This is a genomic window from Marinomonas sp. S3726 (assembly GCF_000967665.1).
Taxonomy (GTDB): domain Bacteria; phylum Pseudomonadota; class Gammaproteobacteria; order Pseudomonadales; family Marinomonadaceae; genus Marinomonas.
Map to the genome: position 1 here is coordinate 307,518 of NZ_JXYC01000012.1, position 12,231 is coordinate 319,748.

At 38.9% G+C, this 12,231-nt stretch carries 9 protein-coding genes; 4 read left to right on the top strand and 5 right to left on the bottom strand.

Annotated elements, in window-relative coordinates; genetic code table 11:
• Positions 1-58: 58 nt before the first annotated feature.
• Positions 59-2,104, bottom strand: coding sequence for an MFS transporter (locus TW85_RS11985; protein ID WP_046017346.1), 2,046 nt, complete (start codon positions 2,102-2,104; stop codon positions 59-61).
• 407 nt (positions 2,105-2,511) lie between these two features.
• Here TW85_RS11985 and TW85_RS11990 point away from each other — a divergent pair, with 407 nt between their 5' ends.
• Positions 2,512-3,798: a DEAD/DEAH box helicase gene (locus TW85_RS11990; RefSeq protein WP_046017347.1), complete on the top strand. Its 1,287-nt coding sequence runs from the start codon at positions 2,512-2,514 to the stop codon at positions 3,796-3,798.
• Positions 3,799-3,866: 68 nt separating this feature from the next.
• Here the strand turns inward: TW85_RS11990 and TW85_RS11995 are convergent, their stop codons facing one another.
• From TW85_RS11995 to TW85_RS12005, 3 genes are all read right to left on the bottom strand, one after another.
• Positions 3,867-5,756 carry a methyl-accepting chemotaxis protein gene (locus tag TW85_RS11995; protein ID WP_046017348.1) on the bottom strand — a complete coding sequence of 630 codons (1,890 nt, stop codon included), beginning with the start codon at positions 5,754-5,756 and terminating at the stop codon, positions 3,867-3,869.
• Positions 5,757-6,416: 660 nt separating this feature from the next.
• On the bottom strand, positions 6,417-7,493 hold the full coding sequence (locus TW85_RS12000) for an MJ1255/VC2487 family glycosyltransferase (protein WP_046017349.1): 1,077 nt from the start codon (positions 7,491-7,493) through the stop codon (positions 6,417-6,419).
• Between the two features lie 12 nt (positions 7,494-7,505).
• The gene (locus tag TW85_RS12005; protein WP_046017350.1) at positions 7,506-8,027 is read right to left on the bottom strand and encodes a phosphatase PAP2 family protein; all 522 of its coding nucleotides are present in this window, start codon (positions 8,025-8,027) and stop codon (positions 7,506-7,508) included.
• Between the two features lie 176 nt (positions 8,028-8,203).
• On the opposite strand from TW85_RS12005, the gene TW85_RS12010 reads away from it, so the two are divergent.
• Complete coding sequence (locus TW85_RS12010; RefSeq protein WP_046017351.1) at positions 8,204-8,863, top strand: peroxiredoxin; 660 nt, start codon at positions 8,204-8,206, stop codon at positions 8,861-8,863.
• A 220-nt stretch (positions 8,864-9,083) separates the two neighbouring features.
• Here the strand turns inward: TW85_RS12010 and leuA are convergent, their stop codons facing one another.
• The gene (leuA, locus tag TW85_RS12015; RefSeq protein WP_046017352.1) at positions 9,084-10,739 is read right to left on the bottom strand and encodes a 2-isopropylmalate synthase; all 1,656 of its coding nucleotides are present in this window, start codon (positions 10,737-10,739) and stop codon (positions 9,084-9,086) included.
• A 191-nt stretch (positions 10,740-10,930) separates the two neighbouring features.
• On the opposite strand from leuA, the gene TW85_RS12020 reads away from it, so the two are divergent.
• Both TW85_RS12020 and ribA read left to right on the top strand, forming a co-directional pair.
• Positions 10,931-11,422 carry an Lrp/AsnC family transcriptional regulator gene (locus TW85_RS12020; protein WP_046017353.1) on the top strand — a complete coding sequence of 164 codons (492 nt, stop codon included), beginning with the start codon at positions 10,931-10,933 and terminating at the stop codon, positions 11,420-11,422.
• 150 nt (positions 11,423-11,572) lie between these two features.
• Positions 11,573-12,187: a GTP cyclohydrolase II gene (ribA, locus tag TW85_RS12025; protein ID WP_046017354.1), complete on the top strand. Its 615-nt coding sequence runs from the start codon at positions 11,573-11,575 to the stop codon at positions 12,185-12,187.
• The last annotated feature ends 44 nt before the right edge of the window (positions 12,188-12,231 follow it).

Below are 12,231 nucleotides of genomic sequence, written 5' to 3' on the forward strand. Positions count from 1 at the left end.
AAAACGCCTGCTCATGTGAGCAGGCGTTTTTGTTATTTTCAGGTTAGTAAGCCTAACGCTAGCTTTTAGGCTCGTCTTTTTTGTCTGAAAGCGCTTCTTTAGAGTCACTGTTTGAATCTAATGAAACATCATCTGGCGTATCTGTTGCTGATCCTTTAGAAGCTTCTTCAGATGCTTCTGTTGCAAGTTCCTCAGATTCAGTGCTTTCTTCTTGATCGAGAGACGCTTCTTCTTCGGACTCAGCTGGTTGGTTATCGTCCGAGTCAAGGTCATCACTCACTTCAACGAAAGGATCAATGTCAGGAATAACCGCTTCTACATCTTCAGCATGCTCAGGTGCTTTCTCTGCAATCATTTCAACCATATCCGTAATGGTCTGCTCCACATCACCATCATCGGCAAGACGATCGGCATAACGCATTTCTTCAAGGTTAGTTGCCGCGCTCGTTGCGTAAGCTTCGGCGATCTCGACAACCACTTCTGGGTTATCTTCGATAACTGCCTCTGTTGCCGCTTCGATAATTTCCAAACTGTGTTCAGGGTCAGCTTCTGTCATCACAGTGGCAAGTTCAGCAATATCTTCAGACTCCGCTTCTTCAAAGACCATATTAACCAGGTCTGTGGTTGAATCTGGTGTTGCTGTGATAATGGTTTGAATCAATTCCTGTTGATTATCAGGGTCTTCTCTATTTACCCTTTGATATAGCTCTGTTACATCAACCCCTTCAACACCAGCCACCGCTTTAGCAATGTCTAGAATATGATCAGGGTCCGCTTTGGCTAAAATACTCACCATCTTTAAAGCAAGCTTTGGATCTATCATGGCGATATCGACAGCAGTTTGAGCCTCTGGGCTCAAAGTAACGGTATCAACATATTCAGTACGAGGGTCAAGCTCGGTACTTACCCAACCGGTTGCGCCACCTTGTGCAACGAAAGCCTCTTGTTGTTCGGTTGGAATCGAACGTCGAACTCGGCTTCGATAAACAATGAAGAAGGCAAAAACTAGCTGCATTATTGCTAAAGAGGTGAAAAAGTAGTCCACGCCAATATGCTGCATGACCAAACCAACAGTATAAGGCCCTATGATACCTCCACTGGCATATATAATAATCATGGCGCCAATGGCACTACCCATTTCATTCTGTTGCAAACGGTCGAAGGTTTCAGCAATGCCTAACGGGTACAAGCTTGAAACAATGCCACTACTTAAACTGATTAACACCAGAGACACAATGAAAAGGTCAAAGTCTAAAATATAAGGCGTTATTAAGGTACAAACCATTGAGAAGAGCACGATATTAAGCATGACTTTACGACGCTCAAATCGATCGGCTAAATAGCCTATTGGAAGCTGTAAAACCACACCGCCAATGATCGCTGCACCTACAAGCAAAGATAGGTTTAACCCTGCAATACCTTTAGACCCCGCATAAACAGGTAACATGCTTAATAATGACCCTAAGACAAAGCCACAAATAAGCACAGCTGTCACACCAACTGGTGACGTTTTAATTAACTTTATTATCGGCATAGGTGCTGTATCTTCGACTTCTGGTGCTGTGGCTTTACCCATAGCAATAGGAACGACGCCACCACAAAGTAAAAGACCGGCAATGATATACAAAGTGGCATCACTGATATCTGCCAAGTTGATCATGAAAGATCCGAGGAACATGGCTAGCAAGACAACAATTTGATTGGTCGCCAAAATACGTGCACGTGTTTCGCTGGTGGCTCTTTCACTTAACCAACCATCAGAAACAATGTTGGTAGAAGCAATACAAAAGCCCATTAAAATACGCATAACCGCCCATACCCACTCATTAAGCCATAGGTAGCATATCAAGATACTAATAGCAGCAAGTGCAGCACAGGCGCTGTAAACTCGAATGTGACCGACACGAATAATCAATCGTCGCGTGTAAATGCCGCCTAACAATAAGCCCACGGAAAACATGGACATAATCATACCGATACTACCGGCGCTGGCGTTTTCTATACTCAATCTTAATGGCAATAGGATATTGATTAATCCATGGCTCAAAAAGATCACAAAACCACTGGTAAACAGTGCGAGTAAAGAAAGAAGTGTTGCAGTCATGGGCTAAGATCTCAACAGGTAATGGGCCGATGGCTTTGGTTGATGGGTTAAAATTTTGGCAAATGTACGCCCTAAAGAATCTCCGAGTCAATCATTAAATTTAACATCAGCTCAGAATAGTCTGAAAGCGACAAAATAACAGTTTCTAAAGGGGGAAAAATAGAAAAAATACGCGAAAATCTAATTGTCATATATAGATTTAGGCTTGCGAGCCAGGCTAATTTCACTATGACGTTTTTAGGTAGATTTTTGATAAATGAAGTGATTAAGAGTTAACCATATTAATAGGAAGGATATTCATAAAATGCTTTTGTAAAAAGCGATAACTTTTTGCTTAAAATTAGCTGGTGAGGCACTAAATAAGATAGAATGCGCGCCTATTATTTTAGCTTTGAGCCCTTATCTAAATGAACACAAGTGTAGTAACTAAGTTTGCCGAATTAAATCTTATCCAACCTTTGCTTGATAGGCTGATTGAATTGGACTATCAGCAGCCAACACCAATCCAAATTGATGCGATTCCTCATATCATTGCAGGACGAGATTTGATCGCAGGAGCCAATACAGGTTCAGGTAAGACCGCAAGTTTTGCTCTGCCTTTGCTGCAAAATACTTATCGTTCAAAACAAGATATAACAAAGAGCAAAACGAATAAGGGAAACTTTGTAACCAGTTTGATCTTAGTGCCTACCCGTGAGCTTGCCAAACAGGTTGCGGATAGTATTAAGTCTTATGCTAGCCACCTTAATGGTGATGTTAAGACTGTTTGTGTTTTTGGTGGCGTATCTATTAACCCTCAAATGCTGGCTTTACGAGGTGGTGCGGATATTCTAGTTGCAACACCTGGGCGATTGTTAGATTTAATTTCTTCAAATGCAGTGAAGTTGGATAAGGTTTCAACGTTAGTGCTTGATGAAGCTGATCGCATGCTTAGCTTAGGTTTTACAGATGAAATCAATGAAGTGTTAGCGCTTTTGCCTAAATCAAGGCAAACCTTATTGTTTTCAGCAACTTTTCCAGATCAAGTTAAAACATTAACCCAAACACTACTCACAGACCCTATTGAGATTCAATTACAGAGTGCAGATGCAAGTTCACTAGTACAACGTGTGTTTAGCGTTAATCAAGGACAAAAAACAGCATTACTCGCTCATTTGATTAAAGAGCATCAATGGCAGCAGGTACTTATTTTTGTCAATGCAAAAAATGCTTGTGAGCACCTTGCTGACAAACTTTCAAAACGTGGTATTTATGTTGATGTTTTCCATGGCGACAAGGGGCAGGGCGCTCGTAATAAAGTGCTGGATGCCTTTAAAGCAGGTGAAATAGATGTCTTAATTGCAACCGATATTGCTGCCCGTGGACTCGATATTGAAAAGCTTCCAGTGGTTATCAATTATGACTTACCTAGAAGCCCCTCTGACTATATGCATCGTATTGGTCGGAGTGGTCGTGCGGGTGAAGTCGGTTTAGCTTTATCTTTAATTGATCATGAAGACTATCACCACTTTAAAGTGATAGAGAAAAAGAACAAAATCCGTTTAGAAAGGGAAGAAGTGGAAGGTTTTGAAGTGGACCAAAGTCTTATTCCTAAGCTTGATAAACCAATGGCTAAGCCAGAAGGAACGGGGAAGAAAAAACGTAAAAAGAAAGCCGCTCAAGCTACTGATGTATGGTTGAACGCTACTGATTAAGGTAAATCGACTGTAATTAAATAAAAAGGGAATAGAGCAAATGTCTATTCCCTTTTTTTGACATCAATTTATACAACAAATTTACTGGTTTCTTGTTGTAAGTTTGATGATAAACGATTTAATTCATCTACTTGGCTTTCGGTTGATACTGCTTCATCTGACAGTTTATCGGCTAAGTCTCTGATATTGGTTGTACGAGTACTAATGTCATCACGGACTCGGACTTGATCTTGAGTCGCAAGCGATATTTTTTGTGTCATCTGTTCAATTTCTTGTACAGATATCATAATGCCATCAATCATTTTCTGAGCTTGATCCGCCTCACTCACACTACCTGTCGCAAGTTCAGCACTGTCGCGCATGAGCTCTGCCGCTTTCATAGAGGATTGTTGCACATTGGCAATCATAGTTTGAATTTCTGTTGTCGAATCACTTGTTCGACTTGATAGGCTACGTACTTCGTCTGCAACGACAGCAAAACCTCGGCCAGCTTCACCCGCTCTAGCAGCTTCTATAGCAGCGTTAAGTGCCAATAAATTGGTCTGTTCGGCGATATCATCAATGGTTGAAACGATACCCGCTATACTTTGTGCTTGAGTATTAAGTTCAGTCACAACTTCGTTGGCATCGGTTAGTTTATTTGCGAGGTAGTTTATAGACTGTTGACTAGACTTCATTTGCACAATCCCTTCCTCACTTAGACGTAAAGTACTAGAGATTTGCTGAGTGGTTGTCTCGACATTGTTACTAATTAGGTTGGTCGACTCATTAAGCGTTTCAGCAGCATTAGAAGCCTCATGGGTATTTTGCATCTGCTGTTGAATATGCTGACGGTTTTCAATAACTGAGTGGGAAAGTGAATCTGCTTGTCCTGCAACCCCTTTAGATACTTCGCCTAAGTGTTGAATGATCTGGTGAACATTATCAGTAAAACGGTTAAAGTCGTTAGCAACTAGACCAACTTCATCACGGCTTTTTATATTAATTCTTCGTGTTAAATCTCCATCACCATTAGCAATATCATTTAACGCTTTGCGTAGAGAGAATAGATCTCTAAATAGAATATTGACTAACCAATTAACCATAAAGACAGCAATTAACGTAAAGCCAATACTAATTAGCATTAGGGTATAAAATGTTTCCCAATACTCAGCGAGTTCTGTTGCTTGATCTGCTTCTACACCAAGTACCCATGAAGAATCCTTAATCGGTAAGAAATGAAGAATCTTATTACCTGATTGGCTATTCAAAGTTAAATAAGCGCTTTCATTAAGTGCTGCTTGATACTTCTCTTTGGAGAAGGCTTGATATAAATCAGCGACATCTTTTTGAATGAGATCTTTTTGTTTGTGGGCGATAACTTGGCCTTCGCCATTAAGTAAAAAGATATGGCTATTTTTACCTGTCTCAACATTGGTGATTGCTGAGAATAAATCTTTAATTTTTAAATCGACACCCATAACCCCTTGTATCTTGCCTGACTCGTAAATCGGTCTAGCAATGGTAAAGGTCATTTCTTGTGTATTAACATCTTTATATGGGCCAATCAGCTCTATTTCACCAGAAGATGTTACCTTCTTGTACCAAGGGCGTTGGCGTGGATCATAATTGTTGACGAACTTTGTGAAACCATTGGTTCCAACTCGAGTTCCATCATTTAAACCTGCATAGATAGAAGAAAAGTTACCCGCCGTGATCGCCATTGTAAGCTGCTTTACAAAGACTCCTTCATCTAACGGTTGCTCAGCAAGAGAGCTAAGTATTTGATGCTTGGAGTTTATCCAGGTTTCAACACTATCACTTACTGTATTGGAGATGCTTCCAATACGTTGGTACATGCTATGTTCCATCGCAGTTGAAAGTTTTTGCGTAGAAAACAAGGTGAGTACAACACTGGTAAAAAGAACGGCAGCAGTTGCGATTAGACTAATTTTTATTTTTAAAGAATGGCTAAACATATTTCTCTCTAAATAGATCCTTGAGGGAAAGATATAAATAGACCTAATTCACCTTAGAAAAAGTTAATTGCAATTTTTATGGCTGAAAGAGAGTAAATTTAAGCTTTCCTTAGATTAAACTTATTTTGCACTGAACGGTTTTAACTATGAGTTTTTGCTATAGATTTGGCTGGGAAAAACCCTATAAAAAAAGTGTTATTTCATCTAGCAGCCATACTTTATTGTATAAATTTTTCTAAATCTACATGATTTCATTAAAATTATAATAAAAGTTATAAGCAACTTAAAAAGTACGTATTTAGCCGCATTTAGGATAAATTATGTAATATTTAGCCTTAATTTTTGAAAGTATGTGAATGGGATTCACTGATTGTTTTTATTGATAAATATCAAATAAAAGGTGTTTTCTAAGTTGGGTTTTAGGAAGAAATTTATTTGTAGCCCTTACTATAAAAGGGGTTAGTGATTTTAAAGCCTATTAAAAGTGATTTTATTTTTTATTTGAGTTGTGATTTTCAGGTAACAAAATGTAGTTCTTGCTAATACAGTGTTTCGCAAAGAGGAATATGTTAAAAGTAAGAAAAGGTCTCATAATGAATGTCATTAGAGACACTTTATACATATGTCCGTCTGTAGAAGGTTTAATGTAAAAATAATTGTTTAGGTTATTTTAGTATCGTGAATGCCAAGTTTATTTTTGACTGAAGTTGGGAAGTGCACGTTTTTCCAAAGCTGTTGGCAGATATTTTTCGTATTATGCCACTCTTTGCTTACTATCCAATCGATTAATAAAGCTGGATCAGATTGAAACCCAACTGCTTCAGGCTGATTCTCGGTTAACCAAGCTTTGACTGAGTCTGAATCCAGCGTTGGCATAGTATGACAAAGCCCCATTTTTTGCAGTGATACAATATTTGAGTATTGTTCGAATTGACCATGCAGTGGTTTTATCAAGAGTTTCTTTCCTAGCTTTAAGCATTCACTTGAAAGCTCAAAGCCTCCATTTGCAATGACGCCACCGCAAGATACCAGCTTTTCATGAAAGCCTTCTTTACTGGTTTTACGCCAGTGGATATGGCCTTGATCAAAGTCTTGTTTTAATTCTGGGTGAAAACAATGAAATCGATAGCCTGTAAAAGGGAGCAGTAGTCGGCGGATCTCTTTTAAATTTTCAAATGGGAAATAAACAAGTATATCTTTTTCAGACCTCTCATCACTCCCTTGATCATCAACAAAAGGAGGAATGATAGGGTGACCAAAGTGGTAATAATGTACACCTAACTTAATGTCACAAGGAGCAAATTGTTTTAACAATAATTGACTATATAAAAAGTTACCCTCTTGTGGAATTGGATTAAGAAAGGCAGCTTGGTGACTTATTGCTATTGAAGGGATTTTCTGTTTTTTTGCTGCCCAAGCACTAATAGGTTCAAAATCATTTAAGACGAGATCATAACCCGTTAAATCAAGTGCTTTGATGTCATTAAAAAATTGGTTTGGTTTGAAAGACTGTAAGGTTTTCCATTTAGCTATGGTGCCATTTTCAGTCTTAAAACTTAGACCTTGTCGAGTTTGGTAATTGCCAAATACCTGCATATCAAAGTATTTATCCGAATCACGACCTGTAAATAGGTAATCGACTTCTATGTCATCTCTTTGGTTAAAGGCTTTAGCTAATACTCTGGCACGACTGATGTGGCCATTACCTGTACCTTGAACACCATAAAAAATTTTCATACAACTCCGTCATTAAGTCAGGATAACATATAAGTGAAGGCCTGCTGCTGACATGCTTAAGCCAAGAATGGCTCCAGCGAGAATGTCAGTAGGGTAGTGAACCCCGAGCAATACACGTGATAAACCAATCAAACTGGCCCAGGTATAAACTAAATAGGTAACAGATGGGTAATAATGTGCCAGTAAATAGGCCATCAGAAAGGCCGCTGCAGTATGCCCAGATGGCAGGCTAAATTTATCAGAAGGTGAAATATGAGCACTAAGGTTAGCTAAACTGTCGCAGGGTCTATCCCGTTTAAAGAGCTTTTTTAATACCAGATACAGGGGAAGCTCTAGCGCATAAGCTAACAGTGCTGTGTAAAGAAAAATAGCACCATCTTCTTGTTCAAAGAGCCAAAGCACTATCCCTAATATTAAGTAATAGTGGCCATCACCAGTGTGAGAAACTGCTCTAACTAAGGTGCAATTCTTATGGTTTGTTTTTCTAAACAACCAATGAAACAGGTGCATATCTGTACGGCTGATAATATTCATAACCTGTCCTACTCTCTCGATTATATTGGTATATTAAAAAGGCAATATGAATAAAAAGTGACAGTTCTAAGAAGGGTTTATGACAGCCTAAAAAAGCTGACGCCTTTTAAAATAAGCGTCTATAGTTAAGAGCTTACAAATAAAAATAATAGTTTAACTAACCCAAGGATAAGACGATGTCATTACGTATTAACGATCAAGCGCCAAACTTTAAAGTAGATACAACCCATGGAATGATAGATTTTCATGAATGGATTGGTGATCAGTGGGCGGTTTTATTTTCACACCCTAAGGACTTTACACCTGTGTGTACGACAGAGCTTGGTTATATGGCAAATATTCAGGAAGAGTTTAGCAAACGTAATACTAAAATTATTGCGCTAAGTATCGACTCAAAAGAAGACCATGAAAAATGGCTAAAAGATGTTGAGGATGTTGGTGGTGCTGGCGTCAAATACCCCGTTATCGCAGATACAGATTTAAGTGTGGCCAAGTTATATAATATGTTCCCTGCTGATGAAACTGGCTCTGCTGAAGGTCGTACAGCCATGACAAATGCCACTGTGCGGGCAGTTTATGTTGTAGGGCCAGATAAAAACATTAAGTTAATCTTGATTTACCCTATGACCACGGGCCGTAACTTTGACGAAATTTTGAGAGTAATAGACTCAATGCAGTTAACTGCAAAACATAAAGTTGCAACTCCCGTTAACTGGCAACAGGGTGAAGATGTGATCATTGTGCCAGCAATAAATAATGAAGAGGCGGCAAAAATTTATCCTAATGGGTGGGAAACGGTAAAACCCTATTTAAGAAAAGTAAAACAACCAGATTAAGTCTATAAAAAATGAGATGTAATTAAAAAAGGTCGCCTTGTGAGCGACCTTTTTTATGAAGTTTTTAACGTCCTGTTTAAACTTAAAAACTTGTTATGCTACCAAGCATTCTTTTTTTACCTGCCCAACCTTTTAGATTGAGCCGGTGATAGTTTTTAAGCTTTGTACCTAAAGGCAAATGTCTATGTAAGTAACAGATAGCCTAGGCAACATTTTGAGCTTAATTGGCAATTGTATATTGGTTAACAGTCGCAATTAATGCCTGCATTGATGCTGATACGATATCTTCATCTATCGCGACACCGTTATAGCGTTTACCATTAATGTTAGTTTGAACATAAGTGATAGCTTGAGAGTCTGTGCTACCAGTTAGAGCATGCTCTTGGTATTGAACAACATCTAACTTAAGATTGAAGTGTGTACTCAATGCTTGACTGAATGCGGATAGGGCACCATTGCCTTGACCATGAATACTGATAATCTCTCCATCAATAGCCAAGTCTGCACGAACTGTATCTAAACCATCTTTTTGCAGTTCATACTTACCTAGTTTATAAGGTGAATTACCTGTTAAATAAGTATCTTCAAACAATTGCTTCATGGTATCGCCATTTACAACGCCACCGTCTTGCTCTGCAAAAACTTGAACAACAGGGCTGAACTCAACCTGCAACCAACGAGGCAAGGCTAAACCATGCTCTTGTTCTAGGGTGTAAGCAACACCACCTTTACCAGATTGACTGTTTACACGAATCACTTCTTGGTATGTACGACCCAAATCTCTTGGGTCGATTGGTAGATAGGCAACATCCCAAGGCTTATCCGCTGTTTGGTTAGCCAAGCATTTATTGATAGCGTCTTGATGTGAACCTGAGAAAGCAGTGAAAACTAATTCGCCTGCGTAAGCGTGTCTTGGGTGAACTGGTAAGTTTGTAACTGCTTTAACAACGCTTACTATACGGTCCATATCACCAAGTTGAAGTTCTGGATCAACACCTTGGCTATACATATTCATTGCCATGGTAACAACATCCATATTACCAGTACGCTCACCATTACCTAATAATGTACCTTCAATACGGTCAGCACCCGCCATCATGCCAAGCTCGGCAGCGGCAACGCCACAACCACGGTCATTATGTGTGTGCAAGCTGACATACATACAATCACGCTTCGCAACATTACGGCAGAACCATTCGATTTGATCTGCGTAACGATTAGGCGTAGAGACTTCTACTGTAGCAGGAAGGTTAATAATGATTTTATTTTCAGGTGTTGGTTGCCAAACCTCTGTTACGGCATCAACAACTTCAACCGCATAATCCATTTCTGTGCCAGTAAAACTTTCTGGAGAGTATTGGAAAACCCATTCAGTATCCGGGTACTTCTCTGCGAACTCTTTAACACACTTAGCCCCGTTTACAGCGATGCTTTTTACGCCTTCTTTATCCATGCGGAAAACTTGTTCGCGCTGAGTTGTCGAGGTCGAATTGTAGACGTGTACAATGGCACGACGCGCGCCAATCAAAGATTCATATGTACGTTCGATTAACTCTGGGCGAGCTTGAGTTAATACTTGTAAGGTTACATCAGCAGGCACCTGATCTTCTTCAATTAACCAGCGACAAAAGTCAAAATCTAATTGAGAAGCAGCAGGGAATCCAATTTCAATTTCTTTAAAACCAACATCAACCAATAATTTAAACAGTTCTTTCTTCTGTTCTACCGTCATAGGTTCAACCAGTGCTTGGTTACCATCACGTAGATCAACACTGGTCCAAATAGGTGCTTTAGTAATGGTTTTATCAGGCCAAGTACGATCAGGCAAACTGACTGGTGTAAACGGACGGTATTTTGTGTGGTCGAAGTTACTCATTATTTTTCCTTTATCCCTTTAGATAGTCATTCTTGAGATGGATAATCTCTTTAAACTCATATGCTTATGTTGTGTAAGCTAGTTTAACCTTTTTTTATGGATAAAAAATTGCGTTTTTATAAAAATAATAGTTATTTTGGCAATATTATTGCGGTATATTTTTAAATGTTGAAATTTTATGGTGATAACCTATGTTGGATGCAATGGATATACGAATACTTGAGGTACTTCAGCAAGATTCTAGCTTAACTAATCAGGAATTGGCCGATAAGGTAGGTTTATCGCCGTCACCTTGTTTAAGGCGGGTTAAGTCACTCGAAGAGTCTGGTATTATCACTAAATCAGTTACCTTGCTTGACCAGAGAATGTTAGGTTTAAAGCTAACTGCATTTATTCAAGTGAGTATGGATCGTCATACACCTGATAGGTTTGAGTTATTTGAATCAAGTTTAACCTCTTACCCTGAAGTAAAATCTCTGAGTTTGGTTACAGGACATTCTGCTGATTATTTAGTTGAAGTTGTGGTTGAAGATATGGACAAGTATCAGGAGTTTCTATTGGTGAGATTACTACGTATTCCTGGTGTGACCGATGTGCATTCAAGCTTTTTGATGCAGAAGGTAATTGATAGAACAAGTTTACCATTGGAGCACTTAACGAAGACAGTCAAGGTAACTCCTTAGTCTAAGTATGATATGCGATGTTTTTATAATGAGCTAAGGCCTTATAAAGCTAAGTAAAATGAAATTACGACTTTAAAAACTAAAAATGAACCCCATTATGCCTTCATTAGATTAATTGCATGTCATGGCAATCAAGGTAGAGATGAATATATGAGTGAGTTGAAAGAAAGACGTCGAGTCGTCATTCCGGTCCGTGCAGGTGATGTTATGGCCGAGTTTATTTCCTTTTCTGGTGATGAGACAGGTAAAGAACATATTGCTATTCATTTTGATGGCAAAGAAAAAAACAACGAAACACCCTTAGTAAGAATCCATTCGGAATGCTTAACGGGTGATGTGTTTGGTTCGGGTCGTTGTGATTGCGGCGAACAGCTAGATGAAGCAATAGATAAGATTGACCTTGAAGCTGGCTATATTCTTTATTTACGTCAAGAGGGCCGTGGGATTGGCTTGTATGCAAAACTTGATGCTTATGACCTGCAAGATCAGGGCTATGATACTTACCAAGCTAATGAAATGCTGCATTTGCCTCAGGATGACAGGGATTTTGCGATTGCAGCAAAAATGCTTAAAGCTGTTGGTGTTACTAAGATTCGTCTTTTGACCAATAATCCTGATAAAGCAAAGCAAATGGCAGAGAATGGTATTGATGTCGTTGAGATTTTACCAACAGGTGTTCATGTAAACGATCATAACCGTCTTTATCTTGAGACTAAAGCACAGAAAATGAATCACACATTAGATTCAGAAAAGCTAAAGAAATAAGGCTTTGCTTTTTAATTAAGTTAAAAAGCAAGCAAGTTTAAAAA

Bases quoted from the DNA above. Each gene is read 5' to 3' on its own strand.
- leuA (WP_046017352.1), bottom strand. From the start codon at position 10,739: ATGAGTAACTTCGACCACACAAAATACCGTCCGTTTACACCAGTCAGT.
- TW85_RS12020 (WP_046017353.1), top strand. From the start codon at position 10,931: ATGTTGGATGCAATGGATATACGAATACTTGAGGTACTTCAGCAAGAT.
- ribA (WP_046017354.1), top strand. From the start codon at position 11,573: ATGAGTGAGTTGAAAGAAAGACGTCGAGTCGTCATTCCGGTCCGTGCA.
- TW85_RS12000 (WP_046017349.1), bottom strand. From the start codon at position 7,493: ATGAAAATTTTTTATGGTGTTCAAGGTACAGGTAATGGCCACATCAGT.
- TW85_RS11995 (WP_046017348.1), bottom strand. From the start codon at position 5,756: ATGTTTAGCCATTCTTTAAAAATAAAAATTAGTCTAATCGCAACTGCT.
- TW85_RS11985 (WP_046017346.1), bottom strand. From the start codon at position 2,104: ATGACTGCAACACTTCTTTCTTTACTCGCACTGTTTACCAGTGGTTTT.
- TW85_RS12010 (WP_046017351.1), top strand. From the start codon at position 8,204: ATGTCATTACGTATTAACGATCAAGCGCCAAACTTTAAAGTAGATACA.
- TW85_RS12005 (WP_046017350.1), bottom strand. From the start codon at position 8,027: ATGAATATTATCAGCCGTACAGATATGCACCTGTTTCATTGGTTGTTT.
- TW85_RS11990 (WP_046017347.1), top strand. From the start codon at position 2,512: ATGAACACAAGTGTAGTAACTAAGTTTGCCGAATTAAATCTTATCCAA.